This window comes from Streptomyces gottesmaniae (genome assembly GCF_031845845.1).
Taxonomy (GTDB): domain Bacteria; phylum Actinomycetota; class Actinomycetes; order Streptomycetales; family Streptomycetaceae; genus Streptomyces; species Streptomyces akebiae.
In genome coordinates, this window is the sequence record NZ_JAVRFJ010000035.1 from 66,452 (window position 1) to 89,439 (window position 22,988).

Annotated in this window: 23 protein-coding genes; 13 read left to right on the forward strand and 10 right to left on the reverse strand. The window is 71.8% G+C overall.

Annotated elements, in window-relative coordinates:
* Positions 1-84: 84 nt before the first annotated feature.
* Both RM704_RS32540 and RM704_RS32545 read right to left on the reverse strand, forming a co-directional pair.
* Positions 85-741 carry a M15 family metallopeptidase gene (locus RM704_RS32540; protein ID WP_033530084.1) on the reverse strand — a complete coding sequence of 219 codons (657 nt, stop codon included), beginning with the start codon at positions 739-741 and terminating at the stop codon, positions 85-87.
* An 870-nt stretch (positions 742-1,611) separates the two neighbouring features.
* A complete protein-coding gene (locus tag RM704_RS32545) occupies positions 1,612-4,719 on the reverse strand; it encodes an AfsR/SARP family transcriptional regulator (protein WP_033530085.1) in 3,108 nt (1,035 codons plus the stop codon).
* Between the two features lie 572 nt (positions 4,720-5,291).
* Between RM704_RS32545 and RM704_RS32550 the strand changes: the two genes are divergently transcribed.
* From RM704_RS32550 to RM704_RS32570, 5 genes are read left to right on the forward strand one after another with little or no spacing between them, the layout of a single operon-like run.
* Positions 5,292-5,522 (forward strand): hypothetical protein, encoded by a 231-nt coding sequence (locus tag RM704_RS32550; protein ID WP_033530086.1) that lies wholly within the window; start codon positions 5,292-5,294, stop codon positions 5,520-5,522.
* Between the two features lie 58 nt (positions 5,523-5,580).
* Positions 5,581-5,712, forward strand: a complete 132-nt coding sequence (locus RM704_RS32555; protein WP_311591679.1) for a hypothetical protein — start codon at positions 5,581-5,583, stop codon at positions 5,710-5,712.
* Complete coding sequence (gene recO / locus RM704_RS32560) at positions 5,709-6,458, forward strand: DNA repair protein RecO (protein WP_033530087.1); 750 nt, start codon at positions 5,709-5,711, stop codon at positions 6,456-6,458. Before RM704_RS32555 ends, recO begins: the two co-directional genes overlap by 4 nt.
* A gap of 42 nt (positions 6,459-6,500) precedes the next feature.
* On the forward strand, positions 6,501-7,337 hold the full coding sequence (locus RM704_RS32565) for an isoprenyl transferase (RefSeq protein WP_033530088.1): 837 nt from the start codon (positions 6,501-6,503) through the stop codon (positions 7,335-7,337).
* Between the two features lie 3 nt (positions 7,338-7,340).
* Entirely contained in the window at positions 7,341-7,865 is a 525-nt protein-coding gene (locus RM704_RS32570) for a YcxB family protein (RefSeq protein WP_033530089.1), read from the forward strand.
* A 22-nt stretch (positions 7,866-7,887) separates the two neighbouring features.
* On the opposite strand, the gene RM704_RS32575 is transcribed toward RM704_RS32570, so the two are convergent.
* The 4 genes from RM704_RS32575 to RM704_RS32590 all read right to left on the reverse strand — a co-directional run bounded on the left by RM704_RS32575 (position 7,888) and on the right by RM704_RS32590 (position 11,092).
* The gene (locus RM704_RS32575) at positions 7,888-8,301 is read right to left on the reverse strand and encodes a Fur family transcriptional regulator (RefSeq protein WP_033530090.1); all 414 of its coding nucleotides are present in this window, start codon (positions 8,299-8,301) and stop codon (positions 7,888-7,890) included.
* 71 nt (positions 8,302-8,372) lie between these two features.
* Positions 8,373-9,317, reverse strand: a complete 945-nt coding sequence (locus RM704_RS32580) for a metal ABC transporter permease (RefSeq protein WP_033530091.1) — start codon at positions 9,315-9,317, stop codon at positions 8,373-8,375.
* A gap of 13 nt (positions 9,318-9,330) precedes the next feature.
* Positions 9,331-10,098, reverse strand: coding sequence for a metal ABC transporter ATP-binding protein (locus RM704_RS32585; RefSeq protein ID WP_033530092.1), 768 nt, complete (start codon positions 10,096-10,098; stop codon positions 9,331-9,333).
* Between the two features lie 28 nt (positions 10,099-10,126).
* The gene (locus tag RM704_RS32590) at positions 10,127-11,092 is read right to left on the reverse strand and encodes a metal ABC transporter substrate-binding protein (RefSeq protein ID WP_033530093.1); all 966 of its coding nucleotides are present in this window, start codon (positions 11,090-11,092) and stop codon (positions 10,127-10,129) included.
* Positions 11,093-11,308: 216 nt separating this feature from the next.
* Between RM704_RS32590 and RM704_RS32595 the strand changes: the two genes are divergently transcribed.
* Positions 11,309-12,691: a glycine--tRNA ligase gene (locus tag RM704_RS32595; protein ID WP_033530094.1), complete on the forward strand. Its 1,383-nt coding sequence runs from the start codon at positions 11,309-11,311 to the stop codon at positions 12,689-12,691.
* Between the two features lie 114 nt (positions 12,692-12,805).
* On the opposite strand, the gene RM704_RS32600 is transcribed toward RM704_RS32595, so the two are convergent.
* Positions 12,806-13,921, reverse strand: coding sequence for an endonuclease/exonuclease/phosphatase family protein (locus RM704_RS32600; RefSeq protein WP_052146290.1), 1,116 nt, complete (start codon positions 13,919-13,921; stop codon positions 12,806-12,808).
* A 218-nt stretch (positions 13,922-14,139) separates the two neighbouring features.
* Here RM704_RS32600 and RM704_RS32605 point away from each other — a divergent pair, with 218 nt between their 5' ends.
* The 3 genes from RM704_RS32605 (at position 14,140) to RM704_RS32615 (ending at position 16,868) form a co-directional block, all read left to right on the forward strand.
* Positions 14,140-15,126: a DUF4394 domain-containing protein gene (locus tag RM704_RS32605; protein WP_033530095.1), complete on the forward strand. Its 987-nt coding sequence runs from the start codon at positions 14,140-14,142 to the stop codon at positions 15,124-15,126.
* 109 nt (positions 15,127-15,235) lie between these two features.
* Positions 15,236-16,252 carry an aldo/keto reductase gene (locus tag RM704_RS32610; protein WP_033530096.1) on the forward strand — a complete coding sequence of 339 codons (1,017 nt, stop codon included), beginning with the start codon at positions 15,236-15,238 and terminating at the stop codon, positions 16,250-16,252.
* A gap of 25 nt (positions 16,253-16,277) precedes the next feature.
* Positions 16,278-16,868, forward strand: a complete 591-nt coding sequence (locus tag RM704_RS32615) for a TetR/AcrR family transcriptional regulator (RefSeq protein ID WP_033530097.1) — start codon at positions 16,278-16,280, stop codon at positions 16,866-16,868.
* A gap of 39 nt (positions 16,869-16,907) precedes the next feature.
* Here RM704_RS32615 and RM704_RS32620 read toward each other — a convergent pair whose 3' ends face one another.
* A complete protein-coding gene (locus RM704_RS32620) occupies positions 16,908-17,366 on the reverse strand; it encodes a VOC family protein (RefSeq protein ID WP_033530098.1) in 459 nt (152 codons plus the stop codon).
* A 21-nt stretch (positions 17,367-17,387) separates the two neighbouring features.
* On the opposite strand from RM704_RS32620, the gene RM704_RS32625 reads away from it, so the two are divergent.
* Positions 17,388-18,110, forward strand: a complete 723-nt coding sequence (locus RM704_RS32625; protein ID WP_192829774.1) for a CGNR zinc finger domain-containing protein — start codon at positions 17,388-17,390, stop codon at positions 18,108-18,110.
* Positions 18,107-18,520 (forward strand): SRPBCC family protein, encoded by a 414-nt coding sequence (locus tag RM704_RS32630; RefSeq protein WP_078937296.1) that lies wholly within the window; start codon positions 18,107-18,109, stop codon positions 18,518-18,520. Before RM704_RS32625 ends, RM704_RS32630 begins: the two co-directional genes overlap by 4 nt.
* Before the next feature lie 13 nt (positions 18,521-18,533).
* Here RM704_RS32630 and RM704_RS32635 read toward each other — a convergent pair whose 3' ends face one another.
* Together RM704_RS32635 and RM704_RS32640 are read right to left on the reverse strand one after the other, a co-directional pair.
* The gene (locus tag RM704_RS32635) at positions 18,534-18,740 is read right to left on the reverse strand and encodes a hypothetical protein (protein WP_033530100.1); all 207 of its coding nucleotides are present in this window, start codon (positions 18,738-18,740) and stop codon (positions 18,534-18,536) included.
* 166 nt (positions 18,741-18,906) lie between these two features.
* Positions 18,907-20,382: an MFS transporter gene (locus RM704_RS32640; protein ID WP_033530128.1), complete on the reverse strand. Its 1,476-nt coding sequence runs from the start codon at positions 20,380-20,382 to the stop codon at positions 18,907-18,909.
* A gap of 81 nt (positions 20,383-20,463) precedes the next feature.
* Between RM704_RS32640 and dusB the strand changes: the two genes are divergently transcribed.
* Together dusB and RM704_RS32650 are read left to right on the forward strand one after the other, a co-directional pair.
* A complete protein-coding gene (gene dusB, locus RM704_RS32645; RefSeq protein WP_033530101.1) occupies positions 20,464-21,618 on the forward strand; it encodes a tRNA dihydrouridine synthase DusB in 1,155 nt (384 codons plus the stop codon).
* A 125-nt stretch (positions 21,619-21,743) separates the two neighbouring features.
* Complete coding sequence (locus RM704_RS32650; RefSeq protein WP_052146292.1) at positions 21,744-22,913, forward strand: polysaccharide pyruvyl transferase family protein; 1,170 nt, start codon at positions 21,744-21,746, stop codon at positions 22,911-22,913.
* The last annotated feature ends 75 nt before the right edge of the window (positions 22,914-22,988 follow it).

The following is a 22,988-nucleotide window of genomic DNA, read 5'->3' on the forward strand; positions in this document are numbered from 1 at the left end:
GGGGACGGGGTGCAGCCCTCAGGGATGGGACGGGTAGGGGCGACGGGGCCGGAAACCGGGCCGGCGGTCGCCCGGCGACGCGGGTCAGGGGCCGGTCCGCGCGGGGCCGTACAGCGCGTTCGGCGCGCCCGTCATCAGCGCCCAGTACCTGTCCCCGTACGACCAGTGCCACCACTCGGTGGGGTAGTTGACCAGCCCGGCCGTGGTGAGCGCCGCCGAGAGCGTGCGCCGGTTGCCGCGGGCGGCGTCGGAGATGTTGGGCGCGTCGGTGTAGCAGGCGTCGTCGCTCTCCTCGGGGCTGGCGTCCAGACGGGTGCCCATGTCGAGTTCCTCCCCGGCGGCCGTGCACAGGGTGAGGTCGACCGCGGCGCCGGCGACATGCGGCCCGATCTCCGGCGGGGAGAGCGAACGGCTGGTCTGGACGTGGAGGTACTCCTCCGACCAGTCGGGGTTGGCGAGGCGCAGCTCGGCGGCGTACCGCTCGAAGTACTCGATCTGCAGGGCCAGCGGCCGGTACCCCTCGGTGACCAGCAGCCGCAGCCCGTCCGGCAGCAGCCGGGCGGCGCGCGCGAGGCGCCAGGCGACGCCCTCACGGAGGTGCGCGTACGCCCCCTCGGGGTCGGCCTGCCGGGAGTCGACCACCACGAAGGGCAGTTCCCGCAGGTCGACGAGGGGCTCACCGCACTCCTGGACCGGAACACCGGCGACCTCGGGGTCGCTCATGAGGATGATCGAAGGCATGCGTCGTCTTCCACCGGGCGGGTGCGATGCGTCGGGGTGTGTGGCAGCACCCCGGGGAGGGACTTGATCCCCTGATGTCCCTCCCCGGGGGCTTCCCCCCTTGAGTGGTGGTTCGTGGCCGGGCTCCGGGCGTCCCCCCAGCCCGTCATGCGCGTGCGATTCCACTGTTGTCACGTTCCCACCGGTCCGTCCCCTGTGCGCTCCGGTGGGCCGACCGGCCGGGCGGTGGTCGCCCGGCCGATCCGTTGTTCCCCCGAGAACAACGAGAATGGCGCACTCCGCTGGAAGTTCTCTGCAAGTCCGCCGCAAGCGGGTTTCGGCCTGGCCGACCGTCCGGAACGCGCCTGTGTCACCCGTGCTCACGTATCCGCGTACCGGCGGTCCGCCGCTCGTCGCGGGCTCCGTCCTGGCGCTGCCGGTCACCCCGGCCTACCCCGCCTACGCGGCGGCGGTGCTCGCGGCCGCCCGGACGGCCGTGGTCCGCACCGAGGGCCGGCTCGGCTCGACGGGCTGGGACTCCCCTGGCCTGGCGCAGAGCCTGGTGGCCGCCGCCACCGCGTACCTCTGCCACCGGGCGGTGCGCCGGCGGGACGACGGAGGTCTCAACGGCGGCCGACCCGCCCCGGGCGAGATCTGGCACGCGTCGGCGCCGTTCCGGGAGTCCGCCGACGAACGGCCGCACTACTGCGGTCCCGCAGATCACCAGCCAGGACAAGGACCCCGCGCCGATCGCGTCCAGATCCCCCACGGCGGCTGGGGCTCCTCCTCCGGCAAGGCCCCCTGGGGCGACATCGGCCTGCCGCCCCGGCCGGTCCCCTACCGGAAGCGCACCGACGCCCGGCGGCCCGCTCGGCGTTCCGCTGTCCCGCGTCAGGGAGACCGCACCCACGGCCATGGCTCGTGCCGTTCGCGTGCCTCGCAGGCGTCGAACACCGCCATGGCCTCGGCCCGCAGCGCCTGGGCCCCGGCCCGATCCCCGAGCGCGGCCCGGACCACGGACAGATTGCGCAGGGCGCGGGCCCGGGGCAGGGGCAGGGCGAGGACGCCCCAGAGCGAGGCGGAGGCGGTCAGCAGCCCCTCCGCGTCCGTCAGCCGGTCGTCGGCCAGCGCGCACTCGCCGAGCGTGCGCAGCGTCAGGGCCTCGCCGAAGCGGTCCTCGTGGGTCCGGCAGACCTCCAGGATCTCGTGCAGTTCCGTCTCCGCCTCCCGGACGTGCCCCAGCCGCAGCCGGGCCTTGGCACGGGCCCGCAGGGCGTACGCCGCCATGTGCGGGTCGCCGAGGTCGCGCAGGATCTCCAGAGCCTCCTCGGCCACGCGCGCGGCCTCCTCGTACGCGCCGAGCGAGCGGTGCACCAGGCTGAGCGTGCGCAGCGCCAGCGCCTCGCCGCGTCGGCTGCCGAGCCGTCGGTAGGCCCGCAGTGACTCGTCGAGCAGCGGGAACGCGCCTTCCTGGTCGCCGAGTTCCAGGCGTACGGAACCGCCGTACCGGCAGGCGACCCCGACGCCGGTGTCGTCACCGACCCGCCGGAAGCCGTCGGCGGCGTCGGTCAACGCCCTTTCCGCCTCCCGGAGTTCGCCGACCTCGCGGCAGGCGCTGCCGAGGCCGGCGAGGGCCGCGGACCGGCCGCGTACGTCGCCGAGTTCGGTGCAGATGCGCTCGGCGGTGCGGAAGTACTCCTGGGACTCGGCGATGCGGTCCTGCTCGTAGCGGAGCTGCCCGAGGCCGATGATCAGCAGGGCCTCGCCCGAGCGGTCCTCGGCGCGGCGCGCCGCAGCGAGGGCGGCGTCGTGGCTGCGCCACCAGGCGTCGAAGCGGTTCTTGATGGCGAACGAGGAGGAGCACAGGGCCGCCGCCGCTTCGCAGGCGAGGGTGTGCAGGCCCATGGCCGCCGCCCGTTCGACCGCGGTGGTGAGGGCGTCGGCTTCCGCGTCGAACCAGGCGAAGGGGTCGGTGAGGGCGCGGTGGGTGGTGTGTGCGCCTACGGGGGAGGGGGATTCGGCCGGTTCGCGGTCGCCGGTCGCGGGGGGCCGGCCGCGCAGTTCCCCGCGTTCCTTCGAGGTGAACCCCTGCCTCAAGATCACCGCACCCGACGGGGACTTCTCCGTCACCCGGTCCATCAGCCACAGGCCCGCCGACAGGGCCCTGCCCACCGCCGCCGTGCGGTCGTCGGCGGGGTCCTCGGCCTCGGCGCGTTCGGCGGCGTAGACGCGGACCAGGTCGTGCAGGCGGTAGCGGGGCTGGCCCACCTGGTCCCGGCCCGGGCAGGTGATCAACTGGGCGTCCAGGAGGCGTTCGAGGGTCTCCTCGGCCTCGTCCTCCGAGGTGCCGGAGAGCGCGGCGACCGCCCACACGGCGACGTCGGCCGGGCCGAGCGTGGCGATACGGCGCAGGACGCGCCGGGAGCACTCGTCGAGGGCCTGGTAGCTGAGGCCGAGACCGGCCCGGACCTCCAGGTCGCCCACGGACAGCTCGTCGAGGCGTCGGTGTTCGTCGGCGAGGCGCTCGGCGAGCACGCTGGGCGTCCAGTGCCGTCGGGTGGCCAGTCGGGCGCCGGCGATCCGCAGGGCCAGCGGCAGTCCGCCGCACAGCTCGACGATCCGGCGGGCCGCGGCCCGTTCGCGCGGGTCGTCCGGGGTGCGATCGGGGCCGGTGACCCTGGTGAGCAGTTCGAGGCCGCGGGCGTCGTCCAGGACGTCCAGGTCGGTGCGCCGGGCCCCGACGAGCCCGCCGAGCCGGGCCCGTGAGGTCACCAGGACCCCGCAGCTGGCGCTGCCCGGCAGCAGCGGCCGCACCTGGGCCTCACCGCCCGCGTCGTCGAGGACCAGCAGGATCCGGCGCCCGGCGACCAGACTGCGGAACAGGTCGCCGCGCTCGGCCGTGTCCTCCGGCGGGTCGGCGCCCAGCGCCCGCAGCAGCCGGCCCAGGACCTCGGCGGGCGGTACGGGCTCGCTGAAGCCGTGCAGTTCGGCGTAGAGCTGACCGTCGGGGTAGTGGTCGGCGACCCGGTGCGCGGCCTGCACGGCGAGCGCGGACTTGCCGACTCCGGCGGCCCCCGAGACCACGACGACGGGCATCGCCTCCCGCACGCCGGTCAGCCCCTCGACGACCCGCGCCAGTTCCTTCTCCCGGCCGGTGAAGTCGCCGATGGCGGGCGGCAGGAGCGACACGGGCCGGGACGGGGCCGCCGCGCCGGGTCCCTGAGCCGCGGCGGGGGGCGTCGTGGCGGCGAGCAGGGCGGGGTCGGCCCGCAGGATGGCCTCGTACAGGCGGTTCAGCTCCGGGCCCGGGTCGAGCCCCAGCTCCTCGGCGAGCACGGCCCGCCCCTCCGCGTAGACGGCCAGCGCCTCGGCCTGCCGCCCGAGCCGGTAGAGGCCCAGCATCAGCTGCCCGCGCGGCCGCTCCCGCGCCGGATGCGCCCGCACCAGCGCGGTCAGCTCGGTGACCAGTTCCGCCTCGTGCCCGCCGGTCTCCAGCTCGGCGGCGATGCGTTCCTCCAGGGCCGCCTGCCGCGCCTCCTCCAGCCGCCCGGCCTCACCCCGCAGCGCCTCTCCGACCCCGCCGAGCGCCGGGCCGCGCCACAGCTCCAGCGCCTGACGCAGCAGCCGGGCGGCCTGCGTGTGGTCGCCCTCGGCGGCGGCCCGCCGTCCGTCGGCCGTGCGTGCCTCGAACTCCGCCAGATCGACCCGGCCGACCCCGGGCCGCATCACGTATCCCGGTGGCCTGGTCTCGATCGTCTCCGCCGCCTCGGGCGGCAGCGCCCGGCGCAGGGCCGACACATACGTCTGCACCAGCGCCCGCGCGGTGTCCGGGGGGTCGTCCCCCCAGATCACGTCCACCAGCGCGTCGGCGGGCACCACCTGCCCGGCCCGCAGCAGCAGTACGGCCAGCAGCGCGCGCGGTTTCGGGCCGCCCAGCCGCAGGGGTCTGTCACCGTGCCATGCCTCGACCGGGCCGAGCAGTCGGAATTCCAGCTCCACGGGTCCCCATCTTCCGTGCTGTCGGACCGCCGGGCCAGCGGTTGTTCACGCAACGTTCGACGCTCATGTACGGCGAGTGGTTTCCCATGACGCGTGATGCGCCGCTGAGTTGTCGGAAAACGGGGCAACCAAAGGGAATCTTAGGTGGACAACGCGGAGATTCCCCTCGCGCATGAGGACCACCTGTGACGATGCTGTGAGAACCGGCCCGCTGTCGTGCGGGCCGCACGGGGGCGCACGGGCGGTACGGCCCGGGGCGCGGTCGCGGGCCGCGGCATTCGTATACAGATCCGCCCGGGCTCAACGGTCAAGGCTCAACGCTTCTGTGCCGACTCGAAGTTGTGCGGGACAGACTCCGGCCGAGTTTAGACACAGAAGGTCATCGAAGAGATGCGAAGAGTGAAATTGGATGGGGTGGGGGAGCACCGTGAAGGCAGTTGGAGAAGGGCTCGGGGGACGGCACTCGGCGGGCGCGTCGAAGAGGCGGAGGAATCGGTGGAGGAATTGCGGCGGACGGCCGAAAGGGCGGGAATTGTTCTGTCGTCACCGGGCATCTCGGCGGCGGCCCTGCGGTGAGCGGTAACGGGAAGAAGCCGGCGATCGGCACCTACGCGGTCGACACCCGCACCGGGAAGGTCGGTCGCGTCATGGGTCACGAGGGGCCCTACGTACAGCTGCGGCCGGTCGGCGGGGGGAGGGAGTGGGACTGTGCCCCCGACGTCGTACGGGCCGCCACGACCATAGAACGACTGCGCGCCGCGACCGCCTACGAGAACGCCCGCAGCCGGGGCGAGGTCCCTTGAAGGGGTGACCGTGGACCGAGGTCCCGCCGAGGACCCGCCGTAGGCGAGAATGGGCGGCATGAGCCTGTTCCGCGACGACGGCGTCGTCCTGCGCACCCAGAAACCGGGTGAAGCGGACCGGATCATGCTGTGGTCTCCCGGGGGACGACCCCCGTACCCCCAGCAGGAGACCCCCGGGGGCGTGCGATGAGTCTTTTCCGCGACGACGGCGTCGTCCTGCGCACCCAGAAACTGGGTGAAGCGGACCGGATCATCACGCTGCTCACGCGGGGGCACGGGCGGGTGCGGGCCGTGGCGCGGGGGGTGCGGCGGACGAAGTCGAAGTTCGGGGCGCGGCTCGAACCCTTCTCCCACGTGGACGTGCAGTTCTTCGCGCGGGGCAGCGAGTTGATCGGACGCGGGCTGCCGCTGTGCACCCAGAGCGAGACCATCGCTCCGTACGGCGGCGGCATCGTGACCGACTACGCCCGCTACACCGCCGGGACGGCCATGCTGGAGACGGCGGAGCGGTTCACGGACCACGAGGGCGAGCCCGCCGTGCAGCAGTACCTGCTGCTCGTCGGTGGGCTGCGCACCCTCGCCCGCGGCGAGCACGCCCCGCACCTCGTCCTCGACGCCTTCCTCCTGCGCTCCCTCGCCGTCAACGGCTACGCCCCCACCTTCAGCGACTGCGCCAAGTGCGGCATGCCCGGACCGAACCGGTTCTTCTCCGTCGCCTCCGGGGGCTCCGTCTGCGTGGACTGCCGGGTGCCCGGCAGCGTCGTACCCTCGCCACAGACGCTGGAACTGCTCGCCGCGCTCCTTACGGGAGACTGGGAGACCGCGGACGCGACCGAGCCGCGGCACGTCCGGGAGGGCAGCGGACTGGTGTCCGCCTACCTGCACTGGCATCTGGAGCGCGGGCTGCGCTCCCTTCGGTACGTGGAGAAGTCGTAGGCACGACCGACCCACCAGCACCACAGAGGAGACGAGAAGCACATGGTGGTACGCGGGTTCCTCGGGCGTCAGCGCCGCGAGTACAAGGCGCCGACGCCGCACCCGTCCGGCGCCCGCGCGCCCAAGCTCCCCGGCGAGCTGGTCCCCGAGCACGTGGCGATCGTCATGGACGGCAACGGCCGCTGGGCCAAGGAGCGCGGGCTGCCGCGCACCGAGGGCCACAAGGTGGGTGCCGAGCGTGTGCTCGACGTGCTGCAGGGCTCCCTGGAGATCGGCGTCCGCAACATCTCCCTCTACGCCTTCTCCACCGAGAACTGGAAGCGTTCGCCCGACGAGGTCCGCTTCCTCATGAACTTCAACCGCGACTTCATCCGCAAGACCCGCGACCAGCTCGACGAACTCGGCATCCGGGTCCGCTGGGTGGGCCGGATGCCGAAGCTGTGGAAGTCGGTCGCCAAGGAACTCCAGGTCGCCCAGGAGCAGACCAAGGACAACGACCTGCTGACGCTGTACTTCTGCATGAACTACGGCGGCCGGGCCGAGATCGCCGACGCGGCCCAGGCCCTCGCCGAGGACATCCGCGCGGGCCGTCTCGACCCCTCCAAGGTCACCGAGAAGACGTTCGCGAAGTACCTCTACTACCCGGACATGCCGGACGTCGACCTCTTCCTGCGCCCCAGCGGCGAGCAGCGCACCTCCAACTACCTGCTCTGGCAGAGCGCGTACGCCGAGATGGTCTTCCAGGACGTGCTGTGGCCCGACTTCGACCGCCGTGACCTGTGGCGGGCCTGCCTGGAGTTCGCCTCCCGCGACCGCCGCTTCGGCGGCGCCATCCCGAACGAGGAACTGCTCGCGATGGAGGGCCGGACGGAGGGCTGACCGTTGGCGCAGGCCGAGGGGGAGAACGTCGAGCTGGTGTACCGGGCGGCGGTCGGTGACTTCCGCGAGGCGGTGCGCGTGTCCGCGCGCGCCTCGGCCGCCGGCCGGTGGGGGCAGGGGCTGCTGCTGTTCTCCGCCGGGGCGGGCCTGTTCGTCACGGTCGTGGCGCTCGCGCTGGGCGTCCCGCCCGACGCGCGGGCGTTCGTGATGCCGGGGGCGGCGGTCGGCGCCCTCGTCCTGCTGCCCCGGCTCCAGGCACGTCTCCTGCACCGGCGGGCGGCGGCCCTGGGGCTGCACCGCGCCGTGTTGGACCCGTGGGGCGTGACGGTCGCGCACGACCACGGCACGGAGCGCCCGGCCCGCTGGTCCCAGGTGTCCCGGTACGCGGAGACCCCGCACACCTTCGTTCTCCTCAGCGGCGCCCACGCGCCCCGCCTCACCGTGCTGCCGAAGCGCGGCCTGGCGACCCCCGCCGACGCCGACCGGCTCCGCGCCGTCCTCGCCCGCGAGGGCCTGACCCGGCTCTAGGACGGACCCTTCCGGGTCGGGGCTACGACGTCTTCGCCGCGCACTCCGCGCAGGTGCCGAAGATCTCCACCGTGTGGGCGACGTTCACGAAGCCGTGTTCCGCGGCGATCGCGTCGGCCCACTTCTCGACCGCCGGGCCCTCCACCTCCACGGCCTTGCCGCAGATCCGGCAGACCAGGTGGTGGTGGTGATCGCCGGTCGAGCAGCGGCGGTACACGGACTCGCCGTCGGAGGTGCGCAGGACATCGACCTCGCCCGCGTCGGCGAGGGACTGCAACGTGCGGTACACGGTGGTGAGCCCGACCGAGTCGCCCTTGTGCTTGAGCATGTCGTGGAGTTCCTGCGCGCTGCGGAACTCGTCGACCTCGTCCAGTGCCGCGGCCACGGCCGCCCGCTGCCGGGTGGAACGACCTCGTACAGGTCCGGCGGTCGTCACCGTTGCCTCCTCACGTAGCGGTCTTGCGGGGGCCATCATGCCAGCCCCCGCCGACCTCGTTCAGCCGCCGGTCACCCGGTGGACCCTTCGACGGGGCCCCGCGCGGCCGGGACGGTGTCCTTCGCGCCCCCCGTCCCGACGGCCTCCCGGGTCTTCGGGACCGCGCACTCCGCCGGGTCCGCGACGGTGGCCTCCAGGGCCCGCGCACGGCGTCTGGCCAGCGGGGTCGCCAGCGCGGTCAGCACCATGAACGCGGCGATGGCGAGTAGCACGATCGTCGCGCCGGGCGGCACGTCCTGGTAGTACGAGGTGACCGTGCCGCCGACCGTCACGGACACACCGAGGGCCACCGCGATCGCGAAGGTCGCCGCGAAACTGCGGGTGAGCTGCTGCGCGGCGGCGACGGGGACGACCATCAGCGCGGACACCAGCAGCAGCCCGACGACGCGCATGGCGACCGTCACGGTCACCGCCGCCGTGACCGCCGTCAGCAGGTTCAGCGCCCGCACCGGCAGGCCGGTGACCCGGGCGAACTCCTCGTCCTGGCTGACGGCGAACAGCTGCCGGCGCAGCGCCAGCGTCATCACGATCACGAACGCGGCGAGCACGCAGATCGCGGTGATGTCCTCCTGCGACACGGTCGACAGCGAGCCGAAGAGGAACGACATCAGATTGGCGTTGGTCCCGCCGGGCGCGAGGTTGATGAGCATCACACCGCCGGCCATGCCGCCGTAGAAGAGCATGGCGAGCGCGATGTCGCCGCGTGTCCTGCCGTACCAGCGGATCAGCTCCATCAGCACGGCGCCCACGACGGACACCAGCGTCGCCATCCACACCGGGGACCACGAGAGCATGAAGCCGAGGCCGACGCCGGTCATCGCGACATGGCCGATGCCGTCGCCCATGAGGGCCTGACGGCGCTGGACGAGGTAGATGCCGATCGCCGGCGCGGTGATGCCGACGAGGACGGCGGCGAGCAGGGCCCGCTGCATGAAGGCGTAGTCGAGGAATTCCATCGTGGGTGCCGTCTCAGCTCAGCAGGCCCGTACGGACGGGCTCGGCGCCCGGTGCCGCGTGCGGGTGGACGTGGTCGTGGCCGGGCAGCGCGTGCTGGCCGACCGCCTTCGGGGGCGGGCCGTCGTGGGTGACACAGCCGTCGCGGAGGACGACCGCGCGGTCGATCAGCGGCTCCAGCGGGCCGAGTTCATGGAGGACGAGCAGCACGGTCGTGCCCTTCGCGACCTGCTCGCGCAGCGTCGCGGCCAGCACCTCCTGGCTGGCCAGGTCGACGCCCGCCATGGGCTCGTCCATGATCAGCAGTTCGGGTTCGCAGGCGAGGGCGCGGGCGATCAGCACGCGCTGGTGCTGACCGCCGGAGAGGGCGTTCACCGAGTCCTTGGCGCGGTCCGCCATGCCGACCATGTCCAGGGCGTGCCGGACCGCCTCGCGGTCGGCCTTGCGGAGGATGCCGAGGCGGGTGCGGGAGAGCCGGCCCGAGGTCACGATCTCCGTCACCGTCGCCGGGACACCGCCCGCCGCCGTGGTGCGCTGCGGCACGTACCCGAGGCGCCGCCATTCGCGGAAGCGGCGACGGGGGGTCCCGAACAGCTCGATCTCGCCGTCACTGACCGGCACCTGCCCGATCACCGTGCGTACGGCGGTGGACTTCCCGGAGCCGTTGGCGCCGAGCAGCGCGACGACCTCACCGCGGTGCACGGTGAGGTCGATGCCGCGCAGCACGGTGCGCGAGCCCAGTTCGGCGCGGACGCCGCGCAACGAGATGACGGGCTCGGTCATGCCTGCTGCCTCCGGATGATCAACAAGGTCACTTGGCTCCCAGGGCCGCCTGGAGGGCCTTGAGGTTGGCTTCCTGGACCGCGAAGTAGTTCGTGCCGCGGGACTTGTCGGTGATGCCCTCGATCGGGTCGAGGACGTCGGTCTTGAGGTCCGCGTCGGCGGCGATGGTCTTCGCGGTCTTGTCGCTGACCAGTGTCTCGTAGAACACCGTGGTCACACCGTCGGCCTTCGCCATCTTCTCAAGTTCCTTGACCCGGGCGGCACTCGGCTCGGACTCGGGGTCGAGACCGGAGATGGCCTCCTCGGTGAGGCCGTAGCGCTCGGCGAGGTAGCCGAAGGCGGCGTGGGTGGTGATGAAGACCTTGGTGTCGGTGTTCTTCAGACCGTTCGTGAACTGGTCGTTCAGCGCCCCCAGCTTCTCGACCAGGGCCTCGGTGTTGGTCTTGTAGGTGTCCGCGTGGTCCGGGTCGGCCTTCTCGAAGGCGGCGCCGACACCCTTGGCGACCTCGGCGTACTTCACGGGGTCGAGCCAGATGTGCGGGTCCTTGCCGCCCTCTTCCTCGTGGTCGTGCTCGTCGTCGTGCTCGGCCGCGTGGCCGCCGACCTCGTTGCCGTGCTCCTCCATGCTGGTCAGCGTGGCGGCGTCGATCTTCGTCTCGTGGCCGGACTGCTCGACCGCCTCGTCGACGGAGGGCTGCAGGCCCTTGAGGTACAGCACGGCGTCCGACTCCTGGAGCGCGGCCGTCTGCTTGGCGCTGATCTCCAGGTCGTGCGGCTCCTGGCCCGGCTGGGTCAGACTGGTGACGTTCACGTGCTTCCCGCCGATCTGCTCGGCGAGGAAGGCCATCGGGTAGAACGACGCGACGACGTCGAACTTGTCGGTGTTGCCCGCGGCGGCGCTGTCGCCACCGCATGCGGTGAGAGTGGTGAGGCCGAGGGCGGCGGCCGCGGTCGCCGCCGCGGGTATCAGAAGTCGTCGTCGTACTACGTTCATGACAGTCATTTTCATCTTGTCTGGAAACGATTGTCAACAAGGCAGGTGGTAAGCCCTTGGTAAGGCCTTTGTCCGGCTCTCGACCGTCTCCTTCTCCGAACCGATTTGATCCGAGGGCACGCCCCGCCGGTAACCTGAAGCATTCGCTCTGAAGCGCGTCCGCTTCCTCCAGGAGCGCATCGCTTCGTCGCCCGTCGTCGTAATGAAGAGAGCACCGTGGCCGCCGACAAGATCGACACCATCGTCAGCCTGAGCAAGCGCCGTGGCTTCGTATTCCCGTGCAGCGAGATCTACGGCGGCCAGCGTGCCGCCTGGGACTACGGACCGCTGGGTGTCGAGCTCAAGGAGAACATCAAGCGTCAGTGGTGGCGCTACATGGTGACGTCGCGCGAGGACGTCGTCGGTATCGACTCGTCCGTCATCCTGGCCTCCGAGGTCTGGGTCGCCTCCGGTCACGTCGCCACCTTCTCCGACCCGCTCACTGAGTGCACCGCGTGCCACAAGCGCTACCGCGCGGACCACCTGGAAGAGGCGTACGAGGAGAAGAAGGGCCACGCCCCGGCGAACGGCCTGGCCGACATCAACTGCCCCAACTGTGGCAACAAGGGCCAGTTCACCGAGCCCAAGCAGTTCTCGGGTCTGCTCTCCACCCACCTCGGTCCCACCCAGGACACCGGCTCCATCGCCTACCTGCGCCCCGAGACCGCCCAGGGCATCTTCACCAACTTCGCCCAGGTGCAGACCACTTCGCGCCGCAAGCCGCCGTTCGGCATCGCGCAGATGGGCAAGTCCTTCCGCAACGAGATCACGCCCGGCAACTTCATCTTCCGCACCCGCGAGTTCGAGCAGATGGAGATGGAGTTCTTCGTCAAGCCGGGCGAGGACGAGAAGTGGCAGGAGTACTGGATGCAGGAGCGGTGGAACTGGTACACCGGCCTGGGTCTGCGCGAGGAGAACATGCGCTGGTTCGAGCACCCGCAGGAGAAGCTGTCCCACTACTCCAAGCGCACCGCCGACATCGAGTACCGCTTCCAGTTCGGCGGCAGCGAGTGGGGTGAGCTGGAGGGCGTCGCCAACCGCACCGACTACGACCTCGGCGCGCACTCCAAGGCCTCCGGCCAGGACCTGTCGTACTACGACCAGGAGGCGAGCGAGCGCTACACGCCGTACGTCATCGAGCCGGCGGCCGGTGTCGGCCGCACGATGCTGGCGTTCCTCCTCGACGCGTACACCGAGGACGAGGCGCCCAACGCCAAGGGCAAGCTGGAGAAGCGGACGGTGCTGCGCCTCGACCACCGTCTCGCCCCGGTGAAGGTGGCGGTCCTCCCGCTGTCCCGCAACCCCGACCTGTCCCCGAAGGCGAAGGGCCTCGCGTCGGCGCTGCGGCAGAACTGGAACATCGAGTTCGACGACGCGGGCGCGATCGGGCGCCGTTACCGCCGCCAGGACGAGATCGGTACGCCGTACTGCGTCACGGTGGACTTCGACACGCTCGACGACAACGCGGTGACCGTGCGCGAGCGCGACTCCATGAAGCAGGAGCGGGTGTCCCTGGACCAGATCGAGGGCTACCTCGCCGCTCGCCTCGTGGGCGCCTGAGCGTCCGTCCCGCTCGTGTGAGTGATCGGCCGCGGCTCGTCCGTGGCCGGTCGCCCGGTTCCCCGCGCCCCTTGGGGGCCTTCGGCCCCTCGGGGTGCGGGGAACCGGGCGTTCTCACAGGTCCAGGTCGGCGAAGAGGGCCGCGTGGTCCGAGGCCTGGTCGACCTTGGAGGTGACCGTGGCGAAGGACGCGAAGGTCCTCGGGGCCCATATGCCACGGCGCTCCACGCCCACGTGCGTGACCCGGTCCCACAACTCCGGGCTGAACATGAGGTAGTCGAGCTTCTGCTCGTCGCGCTTGCCGGTGCCGTGGGTGCCCGGGGGCTGGGTGCCGTAGCTGTCGTGGGTCATGGCCTCGCGCAGGCCCGCGTCGAGGAGGAGCCTGATGGGGGGACTCGCGAGGGAGTCGTTGAGGTCGCCGGCCACGACGACCCGTGAGGAGCGTGCGAGCGCCGCCTCGTAGATCTCCCTGACCCGCTCGGCCTGCGCCTTGCGGCGTCTGTCGTTCTCGGAGGCCCTGCCGAAGCCCTTGCTCTTGAAGTGGTTGCCGAGGATCCACAGCGGTTCGCCGGCGACCTCGATCTGGAACTCGGGGCAGTCCCGGCTGAACACCGGTCGGCCGTTCGCGCCGAGATCGAAGATGTGCGACCGCACGGACGTGATCGGGAACCGGCTGAGGATGCCGATGTCGATGCCGCGGCTGTCGTTGCCGTCGACGAGCAGGTTGAACGGATACGCGGTGCCTCCCACCGCGCCGCCCAGCACCTGGGAGTTGAAGCGGTCCAGGGTGAGCCGGTCCTCGACCTCGACCGTGAGCAGGATGTCCGCGTTCACCTCGGCCATCACCCGGGCGGTGTTCTCCACCGCCTCCCATCTGATGTCGTCCCGCAGCAGCTCGGCCCAACCCGACCACGCGGGGCGGCCCTTGGCGACGATCTTGATGGCGGGGCTGCCCGACTGGGGGACCGTGTAGAGCTTGGCGCCACCCCGGGGCTGGTTGACGAAGAACGGCCTGCGGTCGCCCGCCTGCCAGTCGTGCGCGTCGTGCCTCACGATCAGCTCGGCGATCCGCTCCTTGTCCGCGTCCTGGTAGATCTCCTTGTCGAGGAGGCCGACCAGTTCGTTGAAGTCGTCCAGGATCTCCTTGCGCCGTTCGTCGTCGTCGAGACCGAACACGGTCGGCCGGCGGAAGAGGTTCTCGGCGTTGAAGGTGGCGATACGGATGGTCATACGCCCTCCTGAGGGCTGCGCGGCCGATGACACGGCCGACAGCAGACACCTCGAATTCTCCGAGAGCGGATGAATGGTGTCCAACGGAGCGCCAGGGGGAACTTCCGTAGTTCCGAGGAAATTTCTCCTACGACCCACCAATCCGGACCCCCCGCCGGTTCCGAAGGAGAGGCACACGGCCCGCAGAGGGCGGGCCGCGCATCTTCACGGGGGCGTTCATGCGCAAGCAAGCGGTCATCGGCGTACTGACCATGGCGGTGGCGATCGGCACGGTCGGTGCCGTCGGAACCGGGGCACTGGGCGGATCCGGGGCCTCGGGCGGGTCGTCGGTGTCGAAGGGGGTCTCGGCGAGCGACTCCACCGGCACGGGGACCGGCACCGGGAGCGGGACCGGCATCGAGTCCAAGGGCGGGTTCCTCGGCGGCGGGGTGAAGGTGCCCGGCGGGCTGAAGGCCGTCGGTCTCACCGCCGACCAGCGGCTCGTGGTCTTCCGCGTCGACAAGCCCGGCGCCGCCGTCCCGCTCGGCAGGGTCCGCGGCCTCAAGGGCGACACCAGGCTCGTCGGCATCGACTACCGCGTCCAGAACAACAAGCTGTACGGCGTCGGCGACAAGGGTGGGGTCTACACCCTCCGCGAGGTGGGCGCCAAGGCCACCAAGGTCTCCCAGCTCACCGTCGCCCTCCAGGGCACGGCGTACGGCGTCGACTTCAACCCCGCCGCCAACCGCCTGCGGGTGATCAGCGACACCGGCCAGAACCTCCGCCACAACCTCGACGACCCCCAGGGCGCCCCGGCCGCCGGTACCACGGCCGTCGACGGCACCCTCACCAACCCGCCGGTCCCGCCCGCCACGGCCGGCGTCACCGCGCGCGGGGTGACCGGGGCGGCGTACACGAACAACGACCTCGACACCGCCACCGCGACCACCCTGTTCGACCTGGACACCGCCCAGGACCAGGTCTCCGTCCAGTCCCCGGCCAACGCGGGCAACCTCGCCCCCACGGGCAAGCTCGGCGTCGACGCCCCGCTGAACAGCGGATTCGACATCTACAGCTCGGCGGGAAGCGGGGTGAACGCCGGGTACGCGGTGACGGGGGCGCGGCTGTTCACCGTCAACCTGCTGACGGGGAAGGCGAGTTCGGCGGGAGCCTTCCCGAAGGGCCGCCAGGTCGTGGACCTGGCTATACCGCTGCGACAGGGCTGACGGACACGAGGGCCACGAGGGCAGGGAGAGAACGGAAGAACGGCTGACAGATGACACATGACAGCTGACAGATATTGAAATCTGTCAGCTGTCATGTCATCGTGGAGGCATGACGACGACACCGCAGACCCGCACCCTCGGATCCACCGGCCCCCAGGTCTCGGCCCTCGGCCTCGGCTGCATGGGCATGTCCGCGCTGTACGGCGACGCCGACCGGGCCGAGTCCGTCGCGACGATCCACGCGGCCCTCGAAGCCGGGGTCACCCTGCTGGACACGGGCGACTTCTACGGAATGGGCCACAACGAACTGCTCATCGGCGAAGCCCTGCGCGCCGCGCCCGCGGCCCACCGCGAGCAGGCGCTGATCAGCGTCAAGTTCGGAGCGCTGCGTGACCCGGACGAGGGTTGGTCCGGATACGACGGCCGCCCGGCGGCGGTGCGGAACTTCGCCGCGTACTCCCTCCAGCGCCTCGGCACCGACCACATCGACGTCTACCGGATCGCGCGCGTCGACCCCGACGTGCCGATCGAGGAGACGGTCGGCGCCATCGCGGAACTCGTCGAGAAGGGGTACGTCCGCCACATCGGCCTGAGCGAGGTGGGCGCGGAGACGATCCGTCGCGCCGCCGCCACGGCCCCGATCGCGGACCTCCAGATCGAGTACTCCCTCATCTCGCGCGGCATCGAGCGGGAGATCCTGCCGACCACGCGCGAACTGGGCATCGCGGTCACGGCGTACGGCGTCCTGTCCCGTGGGCTGATCTCCGGCCACTTCACCCGCGACCGGCAGCTGGCGCCGGGCGACTTCCGGGCCTTGTCACCCCGTTTCCAGGGCGAGAACCTCCGGCACAACCTGGACCTGGTCGAGGCCCTGCGGAAGATCGCCGAACAGAAGGGGGCGTCCGTCGCCCAGATCGCGATCGCCTGGGTGCTCTCGCGCGGGGAGGACATCGTCCCGCTCGTCGGGGCCCGCCGCCGGGACCGTCTCGCGGAGGCGCTGGGCGCGCTGGAGGTGACCCTGGACGCGGCCGACCTCGCGGCGATCGAGGACGCCGTGCCGGCCGACGCGGCGGCCGGCGAACGCTACCCCGCCGCCCAGATGGCACACCTCGACAGCGAGCACTGATCCGCCCGCCGGGTACGGTTCCCCCATGTCGCCGACCTCCGAGACCCTGACCGCCGAGCGCATCCTCGAAGCGACCGAGGAGGTCCTGCGCCGCCACGGGCCCGCCAAGGCCACCGTGGTCGACGTGGCCCGCGCGCTCGGCGTCAGCCACGGCAGCGTCTACCGCCACTTCCGGACGAAGGCGGTGCTGCGGGGGGCGGTGACCAAGCGCTGGCTGGACCGTACGACGGCCGACCTGACCGCCCTCGCCGCCGAGGACCACGGTCCGGAGGACCTGCTGCGCGCCTGGCTGGCCGCGCTCTTCGAGGCCAAGCGCCGCAAGGCGGGCGACGACCCGGAGCTGTTCGCCACGTACCAGGTCCTCACGGAGGAGAACGGCGAGGTCGTCGGCGCCCATATCGCCGACCTGACGGACCAGTTGACCCAGATCGTCCGCACCGGTGTGGACTCCGGGGAGTTCGCCGCCACCGACCCGGCCGCCACCGCCCGGGCCGTCTTCCACGCCACGGCCCGCTTCCACGACCCCGCCTACGCCCCCGCCTGGCGACAGCCGGACATCGAGGCCCAGTTCGAGGCGGTCGTGGAGCTGGTGGTGCGCGGCCTGCGCACCCGCTGACGCCGTCGTCCCGCCGGGGCGCCGTGCCCGCGTCGCGGGCTACGCCACGCAGAACTCGTTGCCCTCCGGGTCGCGCATCAGCCACCAGTGGCCCGCCGGGCCCCGGTCGAACTCCTCGACGCGGGTGGCGCCCAGGGTCTCCAGACGGGTGGCCAGGGCCTCCAGGCCGTCGGGGCCCGCGTGGACGTCGATGTGGAGGCGGTTCTTGACCGTCTTGGGTTCGGGGACGTCCTGGAAGAGGAGGCGGCGGCCCTTGCCGATGCCGGTGAAGGGGTCGTACGGGTCGTCGGGATGGCGGACGGCGGCGTATCCGCGGAAGACGCGGTGGCCGTTGTGCTCGGCCACGGCGGCCTCCGGGAGGTCGCCCGTGGAGAGGAGGTGCGTGATCAGGGTGCTCGGGTCCTCCACCTCGTAGCCGAGCGCCGCGGCCCAGAAGTCGGCCAGGGGCTGGGCGTCCCGCGTGTCGATGACCAGTTTCCAGTTCAGTGCGGCAGTCATGTAACCGGTTATATTGGTTACATGGGTTCGTCGTCCAGGGCATCGGCTCAGAAGGGGGTGTCGGGAGTGTCGGGCATCCGCCTCCGGTCGTACTCGGGGCACGTCTACCGGTTCGATCCGGGCGCCCTCTGCCTGGAGCTGCTCGTCACCGGCGGCCCCGGCGCCCTGATCCGTCACGAGGTGCTGCACACCCCCGAGGACCTGGCCCGCTGGGCCGATCAGTCCCGGCTCAGCCCCACACCCCCCGCCCTGCGCATCACGGACGACGACGTCGCGTACGCCCGGCGTCTGCGGGACGCACTGGCCCGCACGGTCGTCTCCCGGGTCTGCGGCGGCGGCCTCCCCGAGCTCGGCATAGCGCTGGCGGACGCCGCCGACCTCGACCTCGTCAACGAGGCGGCCGCCCGTCCGCCGCTCGCCCCCGCCATCGGCGCGGACGGCTCCCGCCGCTGGGCCGACGGACCGGCCACCGGCGCGCAGCTGTTGTCCACGGTCGCCCGCGACGCCGTCGACCTCCTCACCGGGCCGTACGCACAGCGGATCCGGATGTGCGCCGGCGACCGCTGCTACCTCCTCTACGTCGACACCTCGCGCCCCGGCCGCCGCCGCTGGTGCTCGATGGAGCACTGCGGCAACCGCCACAAGGTCCGGGCCCATCGGGTACGCCGCTCCGGTGCCGAACCGGTCGAGCAGTCGGGCGGTGACTGGCCGGGCAGCCGAGCAGAAGTCCCAGAGAAAGGGTGATCCCCATGTCCGCTCGATCCACCGGACTCACCAAGGACGCCGGATGGCAGGTCGGGGTCTCCCGCACCCTGCCCCAATCACCCGCCACCGTATGGGAGTTCATCAGCGGGCCGCGCGGTCTCGAGCTGTGGCTCGGGGCCGGGGCGCGGCTCACCGACGAGCCCGGCACCCCGTACGAGACCGACGAGGGGATCGCCGGCGAGGTGCGCGGCTACCGGCCCGGTGACCGCATCCGTGTGACGTACGGCGACACGACCGTCCAGGTCGCCGTCTCGGCGGCCGGCGGCGGCAGGTCCGTGCTCGTCTTCCACCAGGAGCGCATGGCGGGCCCCGAGGAGCGGGAACGTCAACGGGCGCACTGGCGGCGGGTGATGGAGCGGGTCGCCGAGGCGCTCGACGAGCGGGCCTGAGCGCCGGGGGCGGTCAGGGCTCCGTCGGGTCAACCGTCGCCTGATGGGCCTCGGCGAGGTGTTCCTCGGCCTTCAGCCACGGCAGGAACTGCGCGCCCTTGCGCCAGCCGCAGGTGTCGCAGCTGATGGTGCGCTGCACGCCCGAGCGTTGGACGCGCACCGTGTGCTGCCGTCCGTGCTGGTCCCAGCGGCTCACCCTGCTCGTGTTGATCTGCTCCATGACGTCTCCAGCCGACACCCTCACGGTTCCGCGTCCGTGAAGTCCGTGTGGTCGTGCGGTCCGTGCGGTCCGTTCGGTCGGTGAGGCCCGCGCGGTCCGTGAGGAGTGTGCGGCAAGACCAACATCAACGGGGAGGATCGCACGAGGAGTTGTCCCAGGCGTTACCTCACGTGTCGTTCCGGGCGCCGCGCGACCGGACCGACTCCACCCCCGCCGCGTCCCGAACCTCCGGCGCCTGAAGGAGCTTCGCTGTCCGGGCGGCGGTCTCGCGGGCCCAGGTGCCCGTGGTGAGGGCGCCCAGGACGAGCACGGCGAAGCCGCAGGCCGCGACGATCCACCAGGCGGGGCGGGCCGCCGCCACGAAGGAGTCGGCGTATGAGGAGGAGCCAATGCCCGCGGCCAGCACCGCGCCTATCACCGCGACGCCCAGCGTCTGCCCGATCTGGCGGCTGGTGGAGGCGACCGCGGCGGCGACACCGGCCTGGGCGCGTGGCATGCCGGAGACGGCCGTGTTGGTGATGGGCGCGTTGACGAAGCCGAAGCCGAGGCCGAAGAGGACGTAGCCGATGACGAGGGTGACGTTCTCGGTCTCTGCCTCGAACGCGGCGAACAGCACCCCGCTCGCGGTCATCGCGACTCCGGCGATCAGGAGGGGCAGACGCGGGCCCCGGCTGCCGACGAGCCGTCCGGCGACCGGCGCGCAGACGAAGCACAGCAGCGCCATCGGGAGCATCCACAGGCCGGCGTGCAGGGCGTCCAGGCCACGGACGTTCTGCAGGTACAGCGTCGACAGGAACAGGAAGCCGCCGAGCGCGGCGAACGCGCTGACCGCGGTCACCGTCGCCCCGCTGAACGGCGCCGAACGGAAGAAGCGCAGGTCGATGAGGGGTTCCGCGCGGCGGGGCTCGTAGCGCAGGAGGCCGAGGAGCGCGGCGAGCGCGACACCGCCGAGGGCGAGGGTCTCGGCGACCGGTGCGGCCGGCGCCTCGATGATCGCGTACGTGAGGGAGCCGAGCAGCGCGATGACCAGGAGCTGGCCGACGGGGTCGGGGCGGCGGGCCTTCGGGGCGCGGGACTCGGGGACGTACCGCCAGGTCAGCAGCAGCGCTGCCAGACCGACCGGCAGATTGATCCAGAAGATCGAGCGCCAGCCGACCGATTCCACGAGGAGCCCGCCGATGATCGGTCCGGCGGCCATCGAGATGCCCACCACCGCGCCCCAGATCCCGATCGCCCGCGCCCTCTCGCGCGGGTCCGTGAACGTGTTGGTGATGATCGACATCGCGACCGGGTTCAGCATCGAGCCGCCGACCGCCTGCACCATGCGGAAGGCGACCAGCGATTCGAGGTTCGGGGCGAGGGAACACAGCAGGGAGCCGATCGCGAAGACGACCAGGCCGGCCATGAACACCCGTTTGCGGCCGATCCGGTCCGCGGTGGAGCCGGCCAGCATCAGCAGCGCGGCCAGGACCAGCGTGTAGGCGTCGATGGTCCACTGCAGACCGGAGAGACTCGCGTCCAGGTCCCGCTGCATCGAGGGCAGGGCGACGTTCAGGACGGTGTTGTCCAGGCTCACGATCAGGAGGCTCGTGCAGCAGATCGCGAGCACCAGCAGACGGCGGCGACGGCTGAGCTCGGGCATGCGCTCCATCGTACGCCGAACTCAATAGTGCGCCTAACTAATGAATGGCGAGCATGCGTCCGGGTGCGTGACAATGGGGGAATGTCCACGCCCGTGTCCCTCGCTCCGGCCCCCCTGCGGATCGGTCCGCACACCGTCACCCCGCCCGTCGTCCTGGCCCCGATGGCCGGCATCACGAACGCGCCCTTCCGCACCCTGTGCAGGGAGTTCAGCGGCGGCAAGGGATTGTTCGTCAGCGAGATGATCACCACGCGGGCGCTGGTCGAGCGCAACGAGAAGACCATGCAGCTGATCCACTTCGACGCGACCGAGAAGCCGCGCTCGATCCAGCTGTACGGCGTCGACCCGGTCACCGTCGGCAAGGCCGTCCGCATGATCGCGGAGGAGGGCCTCGCCGACCACATCGACCTCAACTTCGGCTGCCCGGTCCCCAAGGTGACCCGCAAGGGTGGCGGCTCGGCCCTCCCGTACAAGCGGAACCTGCTGCGCGCGATCCTCCGCGAGGCCGTGAGCGGCGCCGGCGACCTCCCGGTCACCATGAAGATGCGCAAGGGCATCGACGACGACCACATCACCTACCTCGACGCCGGCCGGATCGCCGTCGAGGAGGGCGTCACCGCGATCGCCCTGCACGGCCGCACCGCCGCCCAGCACTACGGCGGCACGGCCGACTGGGACGCCATCGCCCGCCTCAAGGAACACGTCCCCGAGATCCCGGTCCTCGGCAACGGCGACATCTGGTCCGCCCAGGACGCGTTGCGCATGGTCCGCGAGACCGGCTGCGACGGGGTCGTCGTCGGGCGCGGCTGCCTGGGACGGCCGTGGCTCTTCGCGGACCTGGTGGCGGCCTTCGAGGGGCGCACGGAGGACATCGCGCGGCCCGCGCTCCGCGAGGTCGCCGACATCATGGTCCGGCACGCCACCCTCCTCGGCGAGTGGATCGGTGACGAGTCCAAGGGCGTCGTCGACTTCCGCAAGCACGTCGCCTGGTACCTCAAGGGCTTCGCGGTCGGCTCCGAGATGCGCAAGCGGTTGGCCATCACCTCCTCCCTCGCCGAACTCCGTGCCGGGCTCGACGAGTTGGATCTCGACCAGCCCTGGCCCACCGGCGCCGACGGCCCGCGCGGCCGCACCTCCGGCAACAACCGCGTCGTCCTGCCCGACGGCTGGCTCAAGGACCCGTACGACTGCGCGGGCGTGGGCGAGGAAGCCGAACTGGACACCTCCGGGGGCTAGTGCCGCGTCGGGTAACTGGACACCCCCGGGAGCCAGTTGCCCGCTTCTGTCGGTGTTCCGGCCGTTGTGCGGCCGGTTTCCGTCATCTCGGAATGAGTGGGGAAATGTCCGGGTAGCGCCTTTTGGTGTGCGGAGCGAACGAGACACCGAAGAAGCCGGCCAGGACCCCGTCGAAGCGCCCCTCGCGCACACCGCCGACCCGGCTGTGCGAACCCTCCCGGCCCCCCGCCCCGTACACCCCGCCCCCGTCCTCCGTCCCCCACTGCGCCCACCACGTCGCCTACGCCCTGACCGTCCTGGACCGGCTGGTCCCGGCCGGCACCCGCTGTGCGCTCATCGGCGCCCCGCTCAACTCCAACGTCGGCGACAGCGCGATCTGGCTCGGCCAGCGCGCCCTGCTCGACGCGCTCGGGGCCGAGGTGCGCTACGCCTGCGACCTGAGGTCGTACGACGCCGCGCAGCTGGCGTCCTGCCTCCCGGACGGCCCGATCATGCTGACGGGCGGAGGCACCCTCGGTGATCTGTGGGAGGACAGCCAACTCCTGCGCGAACAGGTCCTGCGCGACTTCCCCGACCGTCGGATCGTCCAACTGCCCCAGTCCGTGCGCTTCACGGACCACGCCAACCTCACCCGCGCCCGCCGCGTCTTCGACGCCCACCCCGACCTGACGCTGGTGCTGCGCGACCGGCACAGCCTGCGCCGCTGCCGCACCGTCTTCGAGGCCCCCTCACTGCTCGCCCCCGACCTGGCCTTCGCCGTGCCACCGGACGCGCTCACCGGCGGCACGGTCGCCCATGACGTGGTCTGGCTGGCCAGGGAGGACAAGGAATCGGCGAAGGGCCCACCCGCCGGACGGGGCACCGCACGCAAGGAGCGCGGCGGACCGTACGTCTTCGACTGGACCCGGGAGGGCGACGACACCGACTGGCGGCGGGCCAAGGAGGCGCTGTGGCGGAGCCGGGCCCGTGCCCTGTGCCGCGCCGGTTCGGGCGACCCGCCCGGTGCCGTCCCCGCCCTCCTCGCCGCCTACGACGGCCTCGCCCGCCTCCAACTGGCGCGCGGCTGCCGTCTGTTGACCGCCGGCCGGGTCGCCGTCACCGACCGCCTGCACGGCCACGTCCTGGCGCTCCTCCTGGGCCTGCCCCACGTCCTGGTCGCCGACCGCTACGGCAAGGCCCGCAGCTACTGGGACACCTGGACGACCCACCGCCCCCCGACCACGGAATGGGCCTGGACGGAGTTGGAGGCGAGGCGGACGGCAGGACGCCTGCTGGAGGCCGTCCAGGCCGCGTAGGTGCCGACGGAGCCGACGGAGCCGACGGAGCCGACGGGGAAGACCGCGTCAAGCCGTCAGTCGGAGCCTGGAAGG